This is a genomic window from Cytobacillus sp. IB215316, assembly GCF_033963865.1.
GTDB lineage: Bacteria > Bacillota > Bacilli > Bacillales > SM2101 > Nanhaiella > Nanhaiella sioensis.
The window spans coordinates 65,298-86,111 of the sequence record NZ_JAXBMC010000013.1 but is presented as its reverse complement, the minus strand read 5'-3'; the positions used below and the strand labels follow the sequence as shown (position 1 = coordinate 86,111).

Here is a 20,814-nt window from a genome sequence, read left to right as displayed (position 1 = left end):
CATCCCTCCTAATATAACTTTGTAATGCCTTGCAAGATCCCAGGAAGATTTACTTTCACGTTTGTTTCACCTTCTAGGTATGGCATGCTCGTAACCCATTTGTCGTTATCTAGGTTAAACTGCTTCTTTTTGTTTGCAATTTCTTCTTCTGTCAACCATTGAAGTGTGTTGGAAGGGCATACGCTAGCACACATAGGTGGAATGCCGTCTTTTGTCCGATCTATACATAAATCGCATTTATACATTAAATTCTGTTCTGTATCAAATTTCGGTATGCCATAAGGACATGCGATTGTACAGTTTTGACAGCCGATGCATTTCTCAACAAGTGCTGATAATACTGCCCCTGTTTCATGTATTTGGATAGCCTGGGCTGGACAGCTTCTTGCACATGCTGGATTTTCGCAGTGTAGACACATAAGAGGCATCGTCTGCCGGTTAACAAGAGGGTTAACATCATAAACGTAGTTCCTGTTACGTTCTTCATGCCCACCACATTGCGTACATGCAGCGAGGCATGAACGGCACCCTATACAGTTTTCAAGTTCTAAGTACAGCCTCTTTTTCATTTATTGCACCTTCTTTATTTCGACTTTTTCCAATTGTGCAGCACACGCCTTAAATTCTGGCATACGGGACATAGGATCTAGTGCTGCAATTGTTAATAGGTTAATAGAATCCTCGTTACCAAAGTGATACGGAACAAAAACGGTATCCTTTCGAATCGCTTCTGTTATTTTAACTTTATAAATTGCTTCGCCTCTTCTAGTAAACAAGCGGACTTGTTCCTCATGGTCCATATTGTATTTAGCTGCTGTTTCCGGATGAATCTCCACAAATGGCTCTGGGCACATGTCATGCAGGAACGATATTCTCCTTGTTTGGTTTCCTGATAGATAGTGATAGACAACTCGTCCAGTTGTTAAACGAAGAGGATATTTATCACATGGCTCCTCTGCAGGAGGACGATAAGGAAGTGCACATATCTTTGCTTTTCCATCTGGATGATAGAATTTCTTATCTAAAAACATATGTGGAGTACCCTCATCATGCTCATCCTTACAAGGCCAAAACACTCCATCCTGCTTATCGATTTTGTCCCATGTTGCACCATAGTAGTCTGCATTACCACCTTTTGTTGCCAATCTGAACTCATCTGCAATAGCTTTAGCTGTTGTCAAATGAGAGAAATATTTACCACGTCCTAGGCGTTCAGCAAGTTCAACTTGTATTTGCCAATCAGGCTTCGATTCTCCTACAGGCTCCTGAGCTTTATTAATCTTGATAATACGCCCTTCAATATTAGTAACTGTTCCTTCATCCTCTGACCAAGTGACTGCAGGAAGAACGACATCGGCAAATTGTGCTGATTCTGATAGATAGAAATCCGCACAAACCATAAAGTCTAAATTCTTTAATGTTTTGCGAACATAATTTAGATTTGGTGCAGAAACTGCCGGATTAGAGCAGAGGAGGTATAAACCTCGAATCGTTTTCTCCTCCATCAGCTCGAACATTTCATAGGCTGATACACCAGCTTGTGGCATTTCATCAGGTGTAATATTCCAAACCTTGCATATTTCTTTCACATGTTCAGGGTTAGTAATCTTACGGTATCCTGGAAGCAAGTCTGATTTCTGTCCATGCTCCCTGCCACCTTGACCGTTCCCTTGCCCTGTAAAAGTTGCGACACCTGACTTCGGACGGCCAATTTTCCCTGTAACAAGCGCCATATTCGTATAACCAGAAACATTATCTACCCCTTTGTGTTGCTGCTCCACTCCACGGGCAAACATAACAACTGCATTTGGTGCCTTACCGTACAGCTCTGCTGCACGAATGATTTTTTCAGGTGCTACACCTGTCAGCATGCTCGTGTATTCTGGCGTGTAATCTTTCACAAGTTCCTTCGTTTCTTCAAAGCCGTTTGTATGGTTATTGATAAAATCTTCATCTATATAGCCCAATTGGATTAGCTGATTTACAATGCCATTAGCAAGTGCCAGGTCAGTACCAGGCTGTAGATCTAGGTGAAGGTCAGCTCTTCTTGCAATTGGTGTTTCACGCGGGTCAACTACAATGATATAGCCGCCTCTTTCTTGCACGTTCCAAACCCTAAACATGGATGTTGGGTGACATTCAGCAGTATTGCTTCCAGCGATAAATAAGCAGTCTGTCTCATGGATATCTGTCCATGGAAGCGTAGAGCCTCTATCAACACCAAATGTACGGAGGAACCCTCCAGCTGCACTTGACATACAAAAGCGACCGTTATAATCGATATAGCGCGTTCCGAGACCAACCCGAGCGAATTTCCCAGTTAAATAACACTTTTCATTTGTCATGGACACGCCACTGAATACCGATAAAGTATCTTTACCATACTCTTTTTGAAGCTCTATGAATTTCTTTGAAATCAGCTCATACGCTTCATCCCAGCTTGCTTCGCGAAAGCCTTCCGTAGTACCTTTGAGTGCAGCATTATCACGGATCAACGGCTTTAACAAGCGGTCTTTATGATTTGTTTGCTGATAGGCTGTTACACCTTTTGGGCACATTTTTCCGACCGTAACTGGCCAATCATAACGAGGTTCAACCCCAATTATTTTATTTGTTTGGGTATTAACACGTAGATTCATCCCGCATTGCATACCACAATAACTGCAATGTGTTTTGACTAATGTTTCATTTGGATGGTATACATTCTCAACTTCCTTATAAAACTTATCCCTTTGCATTCTGGTTTGCCTCCTTGACCTTCACTTCATGGGTAGGGAACCCTGAAAATTGTGAAATCCGATACTTTCTTCTGCATGGAAGACACAATTCCGCTAGATGATGACCTTCCTTCGTTGTGAATTGAATATCATTCACGTTAAGCACATCGACGACATCTTGCGATTGTTCTGATGACACAAATTGATCTCCACAAACTTTACATTCTTTCATCGATTGCTCAGCATAATGCTCTCTATAGTTTCTTGCTAGAACACTCATTGGACGGAAAGGAATGTGTGCTAGCTTACCGAATGGTAGATAGATTAATGTAATAATGACTGACCACTGATGAATTAATGACATTGCTGGCTGTCCAGTACCGTCTAAAAAGATGTTCATAAACGTTAGAGATAAGCCTGTTATGCTCACAAGAAGTAGCATGTATAGAGGCATGAAGTCATAAAGGAATTTCTGCTCTGCTCTTGCTTGCATATTTTTTAGGCGACGGTACAATGCCATACATACGCCCGTAATGACCATAACCGCAGTGATGTTTAGTGCATTGTAAGAAAGGTTTGCGATGATGCCCTCCGCAGGGACAGTCATTACTTTTATGCCGAACGCAATAATGTTATAGAAGCCATTGTCATCCATCGTAAAATACATCCATCCAAAAACGAGAGGAAAGGTGACGAGGCAAGATAGAATACATCCCCATCCAATTAACACATGTTGAGTCCATCGGTAAATTCCCCTATTCCAAATGAAATTGTATGTTGCAAGATGATCAACGGAAGTTTTTGGTGTAGACTTTCTAAATAACAATTTCAGCCCTTTTTTCAAAATGATCTTTGTTGGTGGACGTTCTCCCCAAGCAATAAATCGATAGAAGAAGCCTCCTAGAAAGACGATTGTTCCAACCATATATCCATAGAGGTTCAAGTCTATATGTGTAAACATCCTAGTCCCTATGAAAGATAAAATTGCAAGTGCTGTTACTGATAAGAACATTGACTTAGCAAAGTTCGATGCAAACGCATTGTTTAGATGGCTTCCTGTTTTTTCATTGACTGCAGCTTTTGCTTGCATGTAAACTCCTCCTTATTCACGAACAATTACCATAATTCAATTGTAAATGAGGGAAAGGAGATTACATATCGGGGAACTTCTCTATTCGAAGGGGGAAATTCCCCTATTTTTTTTATAAGTAATTGTTAAGCAAAATGAATCGATTGCCAAAAGGATAGTAAAGAGAAGGAGGTTAGGGGAGTGTAATGACATTGTAAAAATGCCATCACCCTATGGTGATTTACTTTTTGCGGTTTGCATTTGGATTGTTATTTTTCGGCTATTAATCATGCCATTGTTCTAATTGTTTTATTATATTTCTTCATATAAATGAGATCTCTCAGTAAAATAGCAAAATCGGTGAAACCTTTGTAGCAAGAAAACGTATAACATTTTAAAGGGCTTTTTAATAAAAATGGACAGTGTGATGAGTTTTAAGAGAGCTCAATGATTATAAAAGTAAAAAAGCACGCTAGAAGTATAAGTACTTATATCTTAGAACGACAAGGAACAATCAATGCAAAAACAGCTTATTTACTTAAGTATGGTGCAATTATATGAGGTCCTTCAGGTGGGGGGTCTACAGTATTTAATACAAACTAAAATGTAATACTCATGGAGGAGACTGTATGATTACAGCGATTTTAGCAGTAATTTTTATGATTCCTATATATGCTTTGCTAATTTGGACTTATATTTCTCCCGAGGAAAGTATGTTATTTGGAAATAGATGGATGTACAAGGAAGAACCAGAGCTTTCAGAAGAAGTGATTCGCTATAGGAAATTTATATCTCTTATGATTATGATTGGACTACCTATTGTAATAATTAGTTTTATGTTTGAGCTCTATTTCCTCAGATTCATCTCCATTATTGGATTAGCTATTACTTTCATGTTCGGGATATTAAAAATATTTAAATGAAATGAGATGTATAAACGATTAGATGCAGTAGCTTAGGAAGCTGCTGTTTTTTTGATGTTTATGAATTTATAGTGTGAAAAATATCTTAAATGTAAGTATGGGCCGGTTAATTTTGCTAGTGATGAGGGACGGTTTAACCCCGCTAAAATTGAGAACCTTCTATTGAAGGTTCTTCTTTAATATCTTTAGTTGCAACTTATGCTTCATTAGAACAGCTAGACTAGATTTCAGTGCTAGATTGTTTGTATATATAGAAGGAATATTTCTTGTATGATAGACAGCAACCTTACAAAAACAGCTATGAGGAGAAATTAAAATGAGTATAGTTAGCTACTATTTGTTAATGTATCGTCGCTTTCTTATACTTTGCAATGAATGTTCCTATTACGGAGCCAAAAAATACACTAATAAACATAAAGAACAAGCCCATAGCATCCCAGCCATTTAGAGTAAAAAAACTAATTATCGCGAATGCCAAAGTAATAACGGATAAAACTGTTCCTGGTAACCAGTACAATGTTGGCTTCCGCTTGCTAAGCATGGTTGAAGAAAACCCAACGATAATCATAACTGCAACAAAAGAATAAACAAAGATTTGCACAAATTCACCTGCTTTCCTTTTTATATAGGAACGTGTTAAGCTTCCTTAGCCATCAGTCTTGCAATTTCGCTACATCACCAGAAAATGAATGATGAAGTGAGCATCTATTACTATTCTTATGCAGATCGTTGCTAATTTTATTAACAGAAAGAATACCGATAAGTGTCTTTAAATTATTGTAGCTGTCTTCGAATTAATTGTTACTTTACATTCTAAGATTTAAGAACATATCACCCTAGCGTTCATGTCATCTTTTCTACTAATATACAATAATTGAAGTTTCATAAAAACTCTTCGTACTGTCCATTATTAAGCAACAAAGTGGTCTTAGTAAAAATAGTTACAAAAAGATTGTTTATATAGTTGAAAATATATTTTTTTGTACGAGGATAATTGGTCTGTTAATTGTGGAAGAATATAGATAATAACAAGGGAGGAGAAGGATAGTGAATCAACATTATACAAAGAAGCTTTGTATTAAGCCATTTTTCACGCTAAACACCGTCGTTATATTTTTCAGGGTTTTCATGATTCTTTTCATTCTACTTTCTTGTTTATTCTATGCGGTTAATCCTGTAAAAGCTGAGCATGATGATACAGAGGAAACTACATCGAAAAGTAAGGTGGCGTATATAACTATAGATGATGGCCCTTCGGAATATACTGAGCAGTTTTTAGATCTTTTTGATAAATATAATGTAAAAGTAACCTTCTTTATGCTCGATGGCTATATGAGACAATATCCAAACATTGTTAAAGAAGTAATAAAGAAAGGTCACAGTATCGGCCTTCATGGTGTGACCCATGATGCTCGTCATGTATATGCATCATTGGAAAATGTTATTAATGAAATGGAAAAAGAACGAATAACCCTCCAAACAATAACCGGTATTGATACTACATTAATTCGTACGCCATATGGAAGTAAACCTTTTTTTGAGGAAGGGTGGAAGGAAGCGATTCAAGATATCGGCTATCAAATATGGGATTGGAATATAGATAGCGAAGATTGGGTTACCCAAGATGAAAGAATGGTTGAAAACGTCATTAATGATGTCAAGAAACTTGAGCTAAAGAATGAACAACCCGTTATTTTATTTCATGATACAAAAGCTACAAGTGAACATATAGAAGCAGTAATAGTTTATCTGCTTGATCAAGGATTTGATATACGCTCCATTGATGATTCCATACCGCCATTCACTTGGTGATATGGAATCAGCCATGTTGTTATGCTTTTTGCTGAGCGTACGCTAAACTATTTATTCAAATGAATTCTAAACGTTTAGCTTAGGGTTGGTTGATGGCTATAATCATTTCTGTTGAAAATTTACCTATTAGTAGATAAAATATATTATTAGTAAATACAGCTTCATTTGAATGAAAGCTATAGATTATATGTTTGTGAATGAAATTATACAAATAACTCTTTTCTAGTACACATAGTTGCTGTGTTTACTAAAATTAGCTTAAAAAGAGCTTTTACGGTTTTCATAGTGTTACAGAAGAAAGGTACAACGAGTACTGAGGTATATTTATTTCATAGTACGAAAACCAAGAAACGTATGAGACGGTTAGCCTGATCTTGTTGGTAATTAAGATTTTTTGGGCACGATGGTTCAACATATAAATCTAGGGCTTTTAATATTATTTCCAGTGAAAAATTTAGGAATGGAGGTAAAAGAAGATGAACGACCCTATCATAATTGTGGGTGCTGGTTTAAGCGGTCTACGTGCTGCGTCTTTATTAATTGAGCAAGGTATCAATTGTAGGGTTTTGGAAAGTAGAGGGAGAATTGGAGGTAGAGTTTTAAGTAGTTTGGGTTTAGGTAGTCGGGGTCTTGATAAGTTTGATTTGGGGCCGACATGGTTCTGGCCGCACTATGAGCAGGTTATAACTAGGCTTGTTAAAGAGCTTGGATTACATACATTTGATCAGCACATCAAAGGAGATAATCTTTTGGAAAGGTTTAAGAATGAACCAGCACAGAGATATTTGTTACCTGAAGGGGCTGTTGAGAGGTCGACCCGCTTCAAAGGTGGAGTACAATCTCTCATTGATGCCGTGGTAGCTACACTACCTCCAGGGACAATCGAGATGAACACACGTGTAACGACAATTCGACGGGAAGATGAAGAAAAAATTACTGTTGAAGCGCTCGTTGGAAACAAAAAAATATATTTTCGCCCAAGAGCTGTCATTCTTGCATTGCCCCCAAGACTTGTAGCAAATCATATTGATTTTTCACCTTCTCTTTCACCTGAACTTATGGGAAACCTCCTTAATAAGCCTACGTGGATGGGAGGACAGGCAAAGGTGATTGCGGTTTATGACCGACCTTTTTGGAGAGAACATGGACTTTCTGGTCAAGTTACGAGCTGGATTGGTCCCTTGCAGGAAATACATGATGCGTCACCTCAATCGGGTTCAGGCGCACTCTTTGGTTTTTTTAGGATACCTGCGAAAATGCGCCAAGGACTAGGCGAGGAAAAGATATTCAAACTAGTCGTGGAGCAGTTGACTCGGCTATTTGGAGCATCAGCGAATAAGCCAGTAGATTTGCTATATAAGGATTGGTCAACTGATAATGAGACGGTAGTAGCAGAGGACATCACTTCACTTAGCGATTTTCCAAGGTATGGTCCTCCGACAGGAATTCGTGCGTGGGAAAAGAAGTTATTTTTTGCTGGTACAGAAACTGATTCAGAGTTTGGTGGACATCTTGAAGGCGCCCTACGATCAGCTGAGCGTGTGGTGTCTGAAATTAATGAAATATACAAAGCTCCCTTATAACCTTCTATATTCTATACTGTCTCATTTCAACATAGCACAGTTAGCCATGATCTGTGCTTTTTGTATTTAAGATTTTAAAATAATGATGATGGTTCTTAAGAAATTCTTCATTTTTATTATACTTTAGATTTAAGATTTAGCTTGTACAATACGTAGTAAGTAAAGCAAATGATTAGAATCATAGAGCAATAATAATATGTAGCAAATCAAGCTAATCCCAAATTTACAAGGAGGAATAAGTCATGAAAACTGCCAAACAATATATGGTATCGCCATCAGAGCCATTTCGTAGATATGCACAGGATTTAGGGATTGATTATACAAACAAAACGGTAGATGAGATTGAAGACTTGATTGTTGAGACATTAGCTGATCTTGAAGAATCGAAAAAAGTATTCCGACTTGTTCATTTCTTTAAAATGATCAGGTTTCGTTTTCATACGCTGGTTTTAAGAACTTAATCTCATGTTACAATTTTTCACGTATCATTCTTATAATTTTAATAAAAATATTGACATAAGAAACAACAATCTCTCTTTCATTCCAAGCTTACCAAAACGTTTGACGGCTTCTCTTCTAAAAATCTAGCCTTTCATCACCCACTTTTCTTTATTACTGTAATTTGATTATAAGAGCCATTTTCTCTTTTAAAACAGGCTGTTCTCGCATGATCGTTGTTCTTATTCTCCTGGTAGAGGGCTTCGCAACAATAAAAATTACGTAGAAGGAACATGTAGTTAAAGTAAGTATAAATTAATATAATATTATTCGTAGTCATTGTTGATAGTATTTGTCTAATACTAAAAAATATATTGTAAAAATTCTTATTATTTGAAATAATTGTATTTATGGTATCTTGACCTAGAGGGTGATCAAGCGTTATTTTCGCATTAATTGACATTTTTCGTGTTACTGTAAAATTAAAGCTATTTCTTTTGATTTAGGAACAATAGCAACTAGTTTAAAAAATGAGTCTTTTAAAAAAGTAGGAGGTATGGTTATGAGTATTCCTGTTTTGAATGAAATTGGGACCGTTTTTATACCAGTAAGTAATATAGAAAATGCACGTGATTGGTATTGTGACATTTTAGGTTTAACTGTAGACGGAGAAGTACAATTTGGCCATATATATGTAATACCTATGAAAGGTTCAGGTATTGTATTAGACAGTAAAATATTTTCAGAGGATAATATTTTTACAACGCCTTTATTCCACTTTAATACTGAAGATATTGAGGCAGCTTATACATATATGAAACAAAAAGGGGTTCAGTTAACTTCTGAAATTGAACATAATCATTATTTTAATTTCAAAGATCCTGACGGAAATCACTTAATGATTTGTAAGTGTTAATTTTATGAAAATATTTTTCTAGAGTTTAAATGAAAAACTACTCCCAAAGGATATGAGAGTAGTTTTTTAATATTTTATACCATAGTTCATTTTACTTGTTCAAATTCGTTTTCAATTTCTTTAGAGGGCTTTTCTCCTACTAAACTTACGATCACAATGGCTAATGACGCAAAAATAAATCCTGGTACAATTTCGTAAAGATCAAACAGGCCACCTTCAGCATTTTTCCAAAGCATAACAGTCAGTGCCCCTACAAACAACCCAGCAACTGCTCCACTTCCATTCATCCGCTTCCAAAATAGCGAAAAGAGGATTACTGGACCGAATGCAGCACCAAAGCCTGCCCAGGCGTAGCTTACTAGCTCTAGTACGGAGCTCTCAGGATTTGAGGCTAGAAGGATGGCAATAATAGCGATGATTACAACAGATAATCGACTAATCCACACTAACTCACGATCGCCAGCTTGCTTTTTGTACAACGATTTATAAAAGTCTTCAACGACTGCGCTTGATGATACGAGTAACTGAGAATCAATTGTACTCATAATTGCAGCTAATATTGCAGCTAATAAAAACCCAGAAACCCAAGGATCAAATAATACTTGCGTAAATTCGATAAATACAATTTCGGGATTTGCTAAAGACACATCTGCAAAATAGGCAATTCCGACAAAGCCGGTAAAAACTGCACCTAACGCAGCTAGTATCATCCAAGTCATCCCTATTAACCTAGCTGTGGGAATATCTTTTACTGACTTTATAGCCATAAATCTTGCTAAAATATGTGGCTGTCCGAAATACCCAAGTCCCCAAGCTAATAAGGAAACAACTCCAATAAAGGTTGTATTGGCAGCAGCATCTAAATATGTTGGATCAATCGATGCTACTCGGTCTATCGTTTCACCGATCCCCCCCATTTCGGTGATGGCCACTATAGGGACAATAACCAAAGCAAGAAACATTAAAATACCTTGCACAAAATCTGTCCAACTAACAGCAAGAAAACCACCTAAAAATGTATATGAAACAATGACGAGTGCACCAATCCATAAAGCAGAGCTATAAGATAAACCGAATGAGTTTTCAAACAAAATGGCTCCGCCAACCATTCCTGAAGATATGTATAAAGTGAAAAATATGAGGATGACAACAGCAGACGTGATGCGTAAAATTTTTGATCGATCTTTGAAGCGGTTTTCTAAGAAATCTGGAATCGTAATTGAGTTGTTGGATATTTCAGTATAGGCTCTAAGTCGCCGTGCCACGAATTGCCAATTTAAATAAGCACCGATGGCTAATCCTACTGTAATCCATAGCGCATTCATACCTGAAAGGTAGGCTGATCCAGGTAAACCTAATAACAACCAGCTACTCATATCAGAAGCCCCAGCGCTAAGTGCCGTTACTCCTGGACCTAAATTTCTCCCACCTAATACATAATCTGATAAGTTTTTTGTTAAACGGTAGGAGATAAAACCGATAACGAGCATTAAAATGAGATATACAATGAAAGTAATAAGAGTTGCTTCATGCATTATGAATTTCTCCTTTCAAGTAGATAAGTCAAAACAGATAATGCGATTAACAAAGGCATACTAAATAGTAATAGATAGGATGTAATTGATAAGCTTGCCATTGATTACCCTCCTTATGTGCTATGTAAAATTATGCTACCACGGTATTGAATGCGCTTTCAATAAGCTTGAACAATATTAGGAGTATATTAACGAAATAGTAAGTATTTGGTATGAATAATGATTATATATCAACTAAATAGCGTCTTATCGACATATAATAGCGTTTATCGTAATTTTTGGATATTTACACCAACTTATAATACTGGTGTAATAAAGGGATATTTTATTGAAAGCAGGGAATCAAGTATGAACATTGATAAAAAAATCACTAACCAGTTCAACTCTTTGCTCACTCATGTGAGAAATTCCTCCAATAATGTAAATTGTACAGGTTCAAGTGTGATGGTTATTCACAAGAATAAAATGGTTTTAGAAAAATATTGGGGTAAGCATTCAAAAGCTCCGTCTGCAAGACTAATTCAAGAAGATTCTCAATTTCATGTCGCATCTGTGCGAAAAAGCTATATTGGTTTTGCTGTCGCGTATGCAGTCTATCACGGGTTCATAAAATCAATAGATGATGAAGTGACAAAGTACCTTCCAATGAAGACTTCAAAGTCATTACAGCACACTTTGATAAGACATTTGCTTACACATACACATGGTTTAATGGAAACTGCTAACGGAACGATCGTTAGAGAATTTCTACCAGGTGAAAATTGGGCTTATCGTAATATAGGGGTAAATTTATTAACACAAATTGTAAAAAATACTACAGGAAAAACAGTCGCTCAAATTCTTAATGAACAAGTGTTTCATCCTTTAGAGCTAAATGAAACAGGGTGGCATGGAGAATATAATGACAAGTTAGTAGAAGTAATTAGAGATAGTGACAGACATTGGACATCTCACAAAAGTGAAGACGGCGACAAAATGAATATGTATGTATCTACGAGAGATCTTGCTTACTGGGGATATATTCATTTAAAGCAAGGTGAAATTAATGGGAAACAGCTAATTGATAAAGAGCTTTTGAGGTTAGCTACATCCCTTCAAAGTCCAAAATTAATACATGATGACCTTCCACAGAACGGCTTTTTATGGTTTGTTAAAGATTTGCCCGCAAAAAAGACAGAGATTGGAGCACTTGTTCCACAAGGGTCGTATCAGATTTTAGGATACACAAATGTTGCCGTGTTGGTTATTCCTAAATATGATACTGTAGCAGTCCGTATGTTTAATAGTTTTGGTTCACCCCCTGGGAACGACTACTTAGCGGATATTAGGTCTTTCGGTGATACAGTAATGAAGTGCTTAGGTGAAGGCTAGTAAAACTATTGTTGTGAAGTAATAATGGCAAGGAGTACTTGGGCATGATGAAAGAGGGTGAGGTATGGATATGGTGGAAACAATGAAAGATTAAAAGAGAGAAACACGGTTTAGTTGAATGTTTGAAAGCATGATAGCTTAAGAGGGAAATTCGATCAATAACTTATATTTTGTAAGACTGTTTACGCAGTAGGTGTTGTTTTTGTACTAATTTTCTCTGACAGAACTTATTGAATGAAAGTGCAACAAATGTAGCTCGAAAAGCTTTTTAAAGGTTTATAAGCTTTTCGACATAAGTGCTAAACACGTTCTGCATCTTTTTATCAGTCACAAATATAAGTGAAAAAACAACATAGTTTACGAAAAGAGTCTTATAAAAAACCATGTGGGTAGGCTCTCCACATGGTAATCCTTTAACTATGCGTTCTCACTTCTTTCTCCAAACCCTATTAAATTCCCGTTACAGTCTTTGATATGGAATTCTTCCATACCGTACCAAGTTGTGTATAAGTCTTTTACAACTTCAACTTTTGTTTTGATTTCTTCGTAGAATTCTTTCACTCCCTCTATTTCTAAATAAAAGCAGGCAGATGTCCCAAATGTTATGTCTTTAAATGCAGGCACATCTTCTGCCATACTTTCTGGTGTTTGAAACATAAGCTGTATTTGATCCTTGCTCATAATGGAAAAAACATAGTCTTTATTTTCATTTATTTGATTGTCGGTATTTTGATTACGATCTACGATCATCTCGATCTGAAAACCTAAAACATCTCGATAGAATATTATGGATTGGTTAATATTTTTTACAATAAAGTTTGTTGTAAATTTTTTTAGTTTCATTAGATTTGCTCCTTTAAATTAATTTCTGATGTATCTTTCTCAATTGGATTCTTTTTAGCTGAATAACGATAACACATGTTCTGTCCAAGCTGGAAAATTTCATTTCGCATAGCTTCAGGTTCTATCACATGAGCATTTAATCCGAGAGAGAAAAAGTAGTTCACAGTATAATTCCACTCTGTTGCTGGGCACATGTAATCAATTTCCCATTCGTTGTCTGTGATGTTTTTTACTAGATGTCCGATATGAGGGTCTTGCTCCAATTGTAATGCACCTTGATAAGTTAACTTTGCAATAACTCGTATAGGAGGGGCAGGTCTTGTTGTGTCCTTTCCACTAGGTTTTTGACTAGGTGTCATGTTATCTGTTGATTCAATGACTTCAATGTTGTCCATGCGATCAACTCTAAAAATGCGATCTTCTTTATGCAAATGAGAGTAGGCTTCGCAATACCAAAATCCGTGAGCAGTGTATACTCTTTTAGGGAGGATTTCGACCCAGCGGTGATGATTTTTGGATCTATATTTTATGTTCAACCACTGTGAGTTTACCGTATATTCTAGCAATGACATTAACAAAGGGGTTTTATAATTTCTATTAGGAACTTCTAATTCGACATGATTAAGAATCGGGTCTATTTGTTCCAATGTTTCATCAGGTATGATTGCTTTAATTTTATCTAGTGCTGTCCATCGTTCTTGATTAAAAGGAGTGTCTTGTATTTTGGTCATTGCACGAAGAGCGAATAGTATAGCTAACCCTTCTTTTACATCAAATTGTAGTGGTGGTAGCTGATAGCCATCCATTAAATGAAAACCTCCACTAGGACCAGTCATAGAATATAGAGGGATGCCGATTTCGGATAATGCTTGCATGTCTCGTAAGATGGTTCTTTTTGATACTTCAAATTTATCTGCTAAAGATTGTGCAGTTTCTGATTTATGCTGTAATGCAATGAGTATTGCCATCAGCCTGTCAGCCCTTTTCACATGGTGTCACCTCCTTAACAAGTATCTAAAGACATTATAACAATGAATTAGTGACACTATGTTTGTCACCAATTATAAAAAACTTGAAAGAGATTTTTTATGGGTCAAATATAAGGTTTTATAGGTCAACTTTCGCATTAATTGGGTCAGTTTTGAATATATACGGGTCAAATTCGGATATTATTAGGTCAAAATCTAATAGATATCGGTCAAACGACAAAATTCTACCAAAATGTTTGTGTAACTTTGAAAGGAAATATTCTTCTTACATAGAATAGCTTAACTTAAGGGGAGATGAAACGATGTTAGAGCTAAAAAACATGATAGAAAACCTACCAGAAAACGAAGCAAAATCATTTTTGTATTTAATGTTGCGTAGAATTGAATTGGAAAAAGAACCAAACAATGAAGAGGCACAGCATCTCATAAAATATCTTCAACAGACTATTGATGACTTTATTCGTATAAAAAGAGAACAATCTATAGATTATAAAGAGTTTGAAAAAGTACATATCGTCTTTGGTGACTCAGCTGGAGGTAGTCTTAAAAATGGGTTAAAAAATTTAGACAAGCATCATACTGAGAAAATTATCTCTTTCCGAGACACTTTCTCTGTAGGTCCACTAACAGATTTAGGGGATTCTAGCGGTGTAGGCAATAGATATCACTGGTTAGAAAATCATTTAATATTAGAAGATGGGGAAATAGAGAAAGATATTATACGCTTTAAAGATACAATACGCGAGTTGAATGCAATTCCTTTACATATTCCTATCGTTATTTGGGCTGGAGAAAATGCTCATGAACAAACTGGATTAAGATTTGTTTTGCACTTGTTAAAAGATAAACGTAACCCTATATTTTATATAAATTCTTCCTTATCTTATATAGACTTATATAAAAATCATGAAATTAATTATAAGCCATTGCATACAGGAGAACTTGATGCTGATAAATTGTTAGATATTTATGAGAAGAATAATGAGCTTCAGCCTATTTCTAAAGAAGAACGAATACAGCTCGTAGAAGAATGGGTAGGTTTATCAACGACTCAAGAAGTACTGAGAATATGGGAACAAGGCAAAATACTTAGTGTTAATGAAGATTATTATGATGAATATATTATTAATACCGCAAAAGAATTACATCAAAAACAACAACATACTGATTTCTTGAAGTGTGCACGAGTGATAGGTCATGTAATGGGTCATTTAGAGCAATACCACGGTGATTTGTTCTTTGAATATCGAGTGAGACATTTAATCATGAATGGTGTGTTTGAGATTCAAGGTGTACCTAAAGCAATGAGGTTTTATAGTGTGAAATTACGTGAAATATCGTAAGCGGCTATTAAAAAATCAATTCCAAATAAGTGGAAAAAGTAAACTGTTTGTTTAGGCATGATTAATTAGTGAGGGATGAAAAATGGCTTTTATCCAAATAACAAAGGAAAATATTGATAGTGAACACGTATGTTGTGCTCTAGGTGCAAAGCAATATGAGGATGCTGTACATACGAAAAAGAGATGGTTGACTGAAAGAATGGACGAGGGGTTAGTGTTTTATCGGTTAAATGAACGAGCAAAAGTTTTTATTGAATATTTGCCAGCTCATATGGCATGGGTGCCTATTCATGCTCCCAATTATATGTATATTAATTGTTTATGGGTTTCAGGTAGATACAAAAGCAATGATTATGGCAAACAGTTAATAGACAAATGTAAAGAAGATGCAATCGCTCGAGGAATGGACGGCATTGTTCATATTGTTGGGAAGAAAAAATATCCGTACTTAAGTGAAAAACGCTTTTTTGAGCATATGGGCTTTGAATTAGTGGATGAAGTGGATTATTTTCATTTAGTTTCATTATGTTGGGGTGATCAAACTGCTAGACCAGCTTTTAATTCGAAGGATAAATCTTCAATCGTTAACAAAGGAATAGCTATATATTATACTGCACAATGCCCTTTTGCATTAGTTACTTTAGAAGGTTTAAGAAAGGTAGCAGAAAGCTATGCAGTGCCATTTACAACTCATCAATTGACAACTAAAGAACAAGCACAAAATGCTCCAACTGTTTGGACAACATTCGGTTTGTTTTATGACGGTAAATTTATTACTCATGAAATAATGAGTTCACAAAAATTCGAAAAATTACTTAGGAAGTTGTTAGAAAAATAGTTTCTTTTATAAATAAACGGTCACTAAGATGTTATTAAGTAAAAAAACTATTGACCTTAAATCAACTACAACCTTTATGATAAATTTCATTAGGAGATAAATTTTTAAGATTGTATAAGGAATAGGCTTATTTCGTCAACTTTGTTGCTACTTTTACTAAAAATGGACAATATGAATAGTTATTTTTTGAACTCAATAATTTTAAAAGTATGCCACGAGCACTAGATGTACTGCTAATAGCTATGTACGAAAAACCTATTAATTACAATATTTTTATAATCTACCCATTCTTTATCTTATGAAAATATCTTTTTTGAAAGAGGTGCTCAATATGTTATGTTCATCTATTGGTTGGGACGGTGGTTTCATTATGGTCGATTCTGATAAATTTGAAGAGGGGGGGTGAATGGTATACGCAGTATATGGGGTGGGAATGTATCGACCAATTCCAAACTCATGTAGGAAAAAAAGCATTCTTTCGTCTTCCTATTCGTGATCATTTTGAACAAATTACATTGAAATCGTTTGAATCAAATATAGAGCATTTTCAAAAGGATGCTCAAAATGAAGGTCATGCTAGGCTAACATTCGATGTTGGAGATATTAATAAGACGCTGGATTATTTTCAAACAAACAACATTGTTGTTTCTGATGTAATGAAACTCGCTAATGGGATAAAAACATTTGATATAAGCGCTTTTAATGGCGCGAGATTAACAGCTATACATAACCCCGAGCTTGAAGGAGAGTATCCTCATGCTAGGTTAATTAAATTTGGAACTGCAATATCTACTATTATAGGAGTTTCTAATCTTGAGTTATCAGCAAACTGGTATATAGATAATTTTGGAATGGAAATAATAACTAGCTTTCCAGATACTCGAGGGGTCCTTATGCACGCTTTTACTTCATCATGGAATGAGAAGAGAGAACGAATACCAATATTATTAGAAGAAATGATAGACAGTGATTTTGAACATTCTAACCCATCTGTAAGAGTTTATTTTGATTTAAAACAAAAGAACATGTTCTTCAACACGTATGAATTGTTTAAAGAAAGAGGAGTAATAACGTCCCAAATTGCTGGGGATCCAAATATGTGGGCTGGTTTTCATGTGTATGATCCAGATGGTAACCGCATAAATCTGTGGACGTATCAGATGAGCTAACTTTAATTGGGATGTGAATATAGATGAAGATAAACGATTTTGCACAAAAAACAGGTATACCATCTAGTACTTTACGTTTTTATGATCGGAAACAAGTTCTTGTCCCTGAAGAAAGATTAGCTAACGGATACCGTATGTATACGGAAAATCAAATTAAGCAAGCTCAGTTTATACATTCACTTCGACAGGCAGATGTTTCTATCACTGATATCCAACTATACTTAACAGCTGATCATGAAACGAAATCAAAGCTTGTTATGGGTTGGAGAGAAAATATCGAATCAAAGCTTTCTGCATTACATATTGCACAAAAGTATTTAGGAGGCTTTCATCCCGAAAATGAAGGCATTTACTTAGTTAAATGGAATGAACCTAGAGATTTTATATGGTTTACACATACTGTTGAACGAAAAATGAACCCATTTCACGCATTTATTGAGTCTGACCGACATAAAGCTCTACAACTTGGCTTGACGATTATGCCTGAAATTTACATAAGAACACATGAAACAAATAACACTCACATGACAGGAGAAATTGGCTTCCAAATTAAGAGTTATTATAATGAAGTAAGCGAAGAAGGAATTAATTTCGAATCTTATCCACCTACGCTTTTCACTACGATCAAGTATCCTATTCATAATGAGTATATTTGTTTTCATTATATGAAAGTTATCCAGCAGTATGGGTTTATTCCTAAGGGTCAAAAAATGGAGCGTTACGAAAGTGAGGATGCAACTTATTTTCAGTTAATGATACCTGTAATGCATTCTGTCAACTAGAAGAAATGATGTGATGTAGAAAACTCATACTAAAAAAAGAAAAATAGATTTTTTAAAGCAGGTGAACAACTTGACAAGAAATGGTGATCATGTCAAAGCTGTTGTCCAAGCGGTAGAATATATGAAAAAAAACTTAGATAAAGAGATTACGACTGAAGAATTAGCGTCACTTGTAGGCTATAGCTCTTTCCATTTTTCAAGGTTTTTTAAAGAAGTGACAGGAATATCACCTCGTCATTATTTGTCTGCGCTACGCATTGAGGCGGGTAAGCAAATGCTTGTCAGACATTCCTCTCCATCTATTATCAAGACGATGATGTCCATAGGTTTTAGCAGCCTAGGAAGCTTTAGTGCAAAATTCAAACAATTTGTAGGTTTACCACCGAAGCAGTTTCAGGTAACTACAAACGACTTATATCATTTTGTTAATCAATACACAGAAGGAGAAAATTCAGTTATTCAATACTTTCATCCACCAGTTCTAACGTGTCATATAGAAGCACCAGCGCAATTTAAAGGATTCATATTTGTTGGCTTATTTCCTCGACCGATCCCTGATGAAAGACCAGCTATTGGAACTGCATTTACCCAAAAACAATCGAGTTGTATATTTTCTCAAATCCCTACTGGGACCTATTATGCTCTTGCTGCAGGTATACCGCTAAGTATGAATCCTAAAGATTATTTCTTGCTAGAACATGCTTTCCGTGGGATGTACGATGATCCGATTCACGTTACAGGTACTACAGATAAGGAGATACACATTAAGTTAAGGAGCCCTTTGCCGTTCGATCCACCGATCTTAATCAACTTACCACAATTATTATTAGAACAGGTACAAAAAGTACGGAAAAAATGACTGTAATCACTTGAAAAGGATGTGCATATCAACACGTTTATTCATAGACTTTATCTGCTTATGATGAGGGGGCATACTCCATCACCCTCTACTGCACAAGACAAAGAATACCTTGTCTGTAGTTACAATAAAAAGCAAACTAGGAGAAATTTTATCTATGTATTATTGTTAAAATAAGGATGTGAACAATAAGGAGGTCGTGTTATGTTAAATAAAGTATGTGTCATTACGGTTAAAGTAGACAATATGCAAGAAGCAATTCACTTTTATACAAAGATGTTGGACTTTAAAGTGTCTGAGCATTATGGTGACAAGATAGTTAGTTTAGTACAAGATGAAGTACCGATTGTTCTAGAGGAAACAGGGACGAAAAATACCGCATCAAACCAAAATGTGCTATTTGGTATTATATCAGAGGATCTTGATAAGGATTTGACGGAGTTAAAATCCAGAGGGGTAAGGCTCCTATTCAGTGAACCTAAACCATGCCCGCCGGGTCGTTACCTTGTCATAGAGGATCCAGCAGGAAATCAAATTGAACTTGTTGAGTTTTCAAACTTTAATTGATTATATTTGTGCATTTAGAACGGTCAAGGAATTTTGTTTTCCATGAGCTTCACAATTCAACCTTTTTATTTTCCTGAAGTAACCGACAAGTGTAAAGAGCTAAAAGCAGAGAGCGATGAATAATAAACGTTATGATTAGAAAAACAACGAGGAATTTACTAATCTTAACTAAGGCTTATTCCTATTGTTTATCAATTTAGTGGTTATATATATTGTTAGTCATCGTTGTACAGAAGAAAAAATGCAACGAACGCTAGTTGTATTTCTAAATACGAAAAACAACAATCTATGCGAAAACAGTCTAAACTAAATTCAATGGTGCTTGAGGGTATAGTATTACATGATATTTTCGCAATCAATAAAATAAAGTCCATATTTATAAGGAGAGGGTTTTGTTGAAAACATCTACAGGAAAAAGTATCTTGAAAAAGGATGTTCTTATTAATGCTCCATTAAATCTTGTGTGGCATGCATGGACGAATTCCGATAGAGTCTCCAAATGGTTTGCACCAATAACCGTAGTTGAACCTAAGGAAGGTGGGGCATTTGAGTTATATTTTAACCCTGAAAATGTTGAAGGTATGAATACAAAAGGTTGCAAAATAAAAAGGTTTGTTCCAACAAAGCAATTAGAATTCACTTGGAAAGGTCCTGATCAGTTTGCTTCCATTATGAACAACCAAGATGATCTTACACTTGTAAATGTTCTTTTTGAAGAAGAGGAAGAAAAAACCAAGGTTACACTTGAGCATTTTGGGTGGGGATTCGGAGCAGCTTGGGAAGAAGCATTTAAATGGCATGAGATGGCATGGCATGGGGCACTTGGAAGTCTGAAATCTGCATTAGAGAAGGGTGAAGGCGAACTTTGTTGTCAGCCAGAATAAGCATATATAAATAGTAAAGTATGATCTTGCTAGTCTTCTTTTAAAATCATTTGAATGTTACATAATATAAGAAAAGATGCAATTTGGAATATTACAGCGAATGATTAGATAGAAGGGGATTTAGTTAGAAATGAATATAGGTGTCGCTTTTTAAGTGAGAGTACCTGATTAAGAAG

Annotated in this window: 20 protein-coding genes; 13 read left to right on the top strand and 7 right to left on the bottom strand. The window is 35.7% G+C overall.

Annotated elements, in window-relative coordinates:
• Positions 1 to 8: 8 nt before the first annotated feature.
• The 3 genes from SLH48_RS17725 to SLH48_RS17715 are packed head-to-tail and all read right to left on the bottom strand — an operon-like array spanning position 9 to position 3,807.
• Complete coding sequence (locus SLH48_RS17725; protein WP_320210679.1) at positions 9 to 569, bottom strand: 4Fe-4S dicluster domain-containing protein; 561 nt, start codon at positions 567 to 569, stop codon at positions 9 to 11.
• Positions 570 to 2,738, bottom strand: coding sequence for a molybdopterin oxidoreductase family protein (locus tag SLH48_RS17720; RefSeq protein ID WP_320259245.1), 2,169 nt, complete (start codon positions 2,736 to 2,738; stop codon positions 570 to 572).
• On the bottom strand, positions 2,725 to 3,807 hold the full coding sequence (locus SLH48_RS17715) for a hypothetical protein (RefSeq protein WP_320259244.1): 1,083 nt from the start codon (positions 3,805 to 3,807) through the stop codon (positions 2,725 to 2,727). The genes SLH48_RS17720 and SLH48_RS17715 overlap by 14 nt, the downstream gene beginning before the upstream one ends.
• Positions 3,808 to 4,415: 608 nt before the next feature.
• Here SLH48_RS17715 and SLH48_RS17710 point away from each other — a divergent pair.
• A complete protein-coding gene (locus tag SLH48_RS17710; RefSeq protein WP_320259243.1) occupies positions 4,416 to 4,709 on the top strand; it encodes a hypothetical protein in 294 nt (97 codons plus the stop codon).
• 340 nt (positions 4,710 to 5,049) lie between these two features.
• Here SLH48_RS17710 and SLH48_RS17705 read toward each other — a convergent pair whose 3' ends face one another.
• Positions 5,050 to 5,310 carry a YesK family protein gene (locus tag SLH48_RS17705; protein WP_320259242.1) on the bottom strand — a complete coding sequence of 87 codons (261 nt, stop codon included), beginning with the start codon at positions 5,308 to 5,310 and terminating at the stop codon, positions 5,050 to 5,052.
• A 446-nt stretch (positions 5,311 to 5,756) separates the two neighbouring features.
• Here SLH48_RS17705 and SLH48_RS17700 point away from each other — a divergent pair, with 446 nt between their 5' ends.
• The 4 genes from SLH48_RS17700 to SLH48_RS17685 all read left to right on the top strand — a co-directional run bounded on the left by SLH48_RS17700 (position 5,757) and on the right by SLH48_RS17685 (position 9,458).
• A complete protein-coding gene (locus tag SLH48_RS17700; RefSeq protein WP_320259241.1) occupies positions 5,757 to 6,521 on the top strand; it encodes a polysaccharide deacetylase family protein in 765 nt (254 codons plus the stop codon).
• Between the two features lie 476 nt (positions 6,522 to 6,997).
• Entirely contained in the window at positions 6,998 to 8,104 is a 1,107-nt protein-coding gene (locus SLH48_RS17695) for a flavin monoamine oxidase family protein (protein ID WP_320259240.1), read from the top strand.
• Positions 8,105 to 8,346: 242 nt separating this feature from the next.
• The gene (locus tag SLH48_RS17690; protein ID WP_320259239.1) at positions 8,347 to 8,565 is read left to right on the top strand and encodes a hypothetical protein; all 219 of its coding nucleotides are present in this window, start codon (positions 8,347 to 8,349) and stop codon (positions 8,563 to 8,565) included.
• Positions 8,566 to 9,104: 539 nt separating this feature from the next.
• A complete protein-coding gene (locus SLH48_RS17685) occupies positions 9,105 to 9,458 on the top strand; it encodes a VOC family protein (protein WP_214483918.1) in 354 nt (117 codons plus the stop codon).
• Positions 9,459 to 9,544: 86 nt separating this feature from the next.
• On the opposite strand, the gene putP is transcribed toward SLH48_RS17685, so the two are convergent.
• A complete protein-coding gene (gene putP / locus SLH48_RS17680; RefSeq protein WP_320259238.1) occupies positions 9,545 to 10,993 on the bottom strand; it encodes a sodium/proline symporter PutP in 1,449 nt (482 codons plus the stop codon).
• A 348-nt stretch (positions 10,994 to 11,341) separates the two neighbouring features.
• Here putP and SLH48_RS17675 point away from each other — a divergent pair, with 348 nt between their 5' ends.
• On the top strand, positions 11,342 to 12,364 hold the full coding sequence (locus tag SLH48_RS17675; RefSeq protein WP_320259237.1) for a serine hydrolase domain-containing protein: 1,023 nt from the start codon (positions 11,342 to 11,344) through the stop codon (positions 12,362 to 12,364).
• Positions 12,365 to 12,781: 417 nt separating this feature from the next.
• Here the strand turns inward: SLH48_RS17675 and SLH48_RS17670 are convergent, their stop codons facing one another.
• Both SLH48_RS17670 and SLH48_RS17665 read right to left on the bottom strand, forming a co-directional pair.
• A complete protein-coding gene (locus SLH48_RS17670; RefSeq protein ID WP_320259236.1) occupies positions 12,782 to 13,207 on the bottom strand; it encodes a VOC family protein in 426 nt (141 codons plus the stop codon).
• Positions 13,207 to 14,196, bottom strand: coding sequence for a helix-turn-helix transcriptional regulator (locus SLH48_RS17665; RefSeq protein ID WP_320259235.1), 990 nt, complete (start codon positions 14,194 to 14,196; stop codon positions 13,207 to 13,209). Before SLH48_RS17665 ends, SLH48_RS17670 begins: the two co-directional genes overlap by 1 nt.
• Positions 14,197 to 14,498: 302 nt before the next feature.
• Between SLH48_RS17665 and SLH48_RS17660 the strand changes: the two genes are divergently transcribed.
• The 7 genes from SLH48_RS17660 (at position 14,499) to SLH48_RS17630 (ending at position 20,638) form a co-directional block, all read left to right on the top strand.
• Positions 14,499 to 15,539: a DUF1835 domain-containing protein gene (locus SLH48_RS17660; RefSeq protein WP_320259234.1), complete on the top strand. Its 1,041-nt coding sequence runs from the start codon at positions 14,499 to 14,501 to the stop codon at positions 15,537 to 15,539.
• A gap of 82 nt (positions 15,540 to 15,621) precedes the next feature.
• Positions 15,622 to 16,377 carry a GNAT family N-acetyltransferase gene (locus tag SLH48_RS17655; protein WP_320259233.1) on the top strand — a complete coding sequence of 252 codons (756 nt, stop codon included), beginning with the start codon at positions 15,622 to 15,624 and terminating at the stop codon, positions 16,375 to 16,377.
• A gap of 422 nt (positions 16,378 to 16,799) precedes the next feature.
• The gene (locus SLH48_RS17650; protein WP_320259232.1) at positions 16,800 to 17,546 is read left to right on the top strand and encodes a VOC family protein; all 747 of its coding nucleotides are present in this window, start codon (positions 16,800 to 16,802) and stop codon (positions 17,544 to 17,546) included.
• 23 nt (positions 17,547 to 17,569) lie between these two features.
• A complete protein-coding gene (locus SLH48_RS17645) occupies positions 17,570 to 18,328 on the top strand; it encodes a MerR family transcriptional regulator (RefSeq protein ID WP_320259231.1) in 759 nt (252 codons plus the stop codon).
• A 61-nt stretch (positions 18,329 to 18,389) separates the two neighbouring features.
• Positions 18,390 to 19,187, top strand: a complete 798-nt coding sequence (locus SLH48_RS17640; RefSeq protein WP_320259230.1) for an AraC family transcriptional regulator — start codon at positions 18,390 to 18,392, stop codon at positions 19,185 to 19,187.
• 204 nt (positions 19,188 to 19,391) lie between these two features.
• Positions 19,392 to 19,754: a VOC family protein gene (locus tag SLH48_RS17635; RefSeq protein WP_320259229.1), complete on the top strand. Its 363-nt coding sequence runs from the start codon at positions 19,392 to 19,394 to the stop codon at positions 19,752 to 19,754.
• A gap of 395 nt (positions 19,755 to 20,149) precedes the next feature.
• Complete coding sequence (locus tag SLH48_RS17630) at positions 20,150 to 20,638, top strand: SRPBCC domain-containing protein (RefSeq protein ID WP_320259228.1); 489 nt, start codon at positions 20,150 to 20,152, stop codon at positions 20,636 to 20,638.
• Positions 20,639 to 20,814: the final 176 nt, after the last annotated feature.

Excerpts from the sequence above, each read along its gene's own strand:
- SLH48_RS17725 (WP_320210679.1), bottom strand. The coding sequence starts at position 569 with ATGAAAAAGAGGCTGTACTTAGAACTTGAAAACTGTATAGGGTGCCGT.
- SLH48_RS17720 (WP_320259245.1), bottom strand. The coding sequence starts at position 2,738 with ATGCAAAGGGATAAGTTTTATAAGGAAGTTGAGAATGTATACCATCCA.
- SLH48_RS17715 (WP_320259244.1), bottom strand. The coding sequence starts at position 3,807 with ATGCAAGCAAAAGCTGCAGTCAATGAAAAAACAGGAAGCCATCTAAAC.
- SLH48_RS17710 (WP_320259243.1), top strand. The coding sequence starts at position 4,416 with ATGATTACAGCGATTTTAGCAGTAATTTTTATGATTCCTATATATGCT.
- SLH48_RS17695 (WP_320259240.1), top strand. The coding sequence starts at position 6,998 with ATGAACGACCCTATCATAATTGTGGGTGCTGGTTTAAGCGGTCTACGT.
- SLH48_RS17690 (WP_320259239.1), top strand. The coding sequence starts at position 8,347 with ATGAAAACTGCCAAACAATATATGGTATCGCCATCAGAGCCATTTCGT.
- SLH48_RS17685 (WP_214483918.1), top strand. The coding sequence starts at position 9,105 with ATGAGTATTCCTGTTTTGAATGAAATTGGGACCGTTTTTATACCAGTA.
- putP (WP_320259238.1), bottom strand. The coding sequence starts at position 10,993 with ATGCATGAAGCAACTCTTATTACTTTCATTGTATATCTCATTTTAATG.
- SLH48_RS17675 (WP_320259237.1), top strand. The coding sequence starts at position 11,342 with ATGAACATTGATAAAAAAATCACTAACCAGTTCAACTCTTTGCTCACT.
- SLH48_RS17670 (WP_320259236.1), bottom strand. The coding sequence starts at position 13,207 with ATGAAACTAAAAAAATTTACAACAAACTTTATTGTAAAAAATATTAAC.
- SLH48_RS17660 (WP_320259234.1), top strand. The coding sequence starts at position 14,499 with ATGTTAGAGCTAAAAAACATGATAGAAAACCTACCAGAAAACGAAGCA.
- SLH48_RS17655 (WP_320259233.1), top strand. The coding sequence starts at position 15,622 with ATGGCTTTTATCCAAATAACAAAGGAAAATATTGATAGTGAACACGTA.
- SLH48_RS17650 (WP_320259232.1), top strand. The coding sequence starts at position 16,800 with ATGGGGTGGGAATGTATCGACCAATTCCAAACTCATGTAGGAAAAAAA.
- SLH48_RS17645 (WP_320259231.1), top strand. The coding sequence starts at position 17,570 with ATGAAGATAAACGATTTTGCACAAAAAACAGGTATACCATCTAGTACT.
- SLH48_RS17635 (WP_320259229.1), top strand. The coding sequence starts at position 19,392 with ATGTTAAATAAAGTATGTGTCATTACGGTTAAAGTAGACAATATGCAA.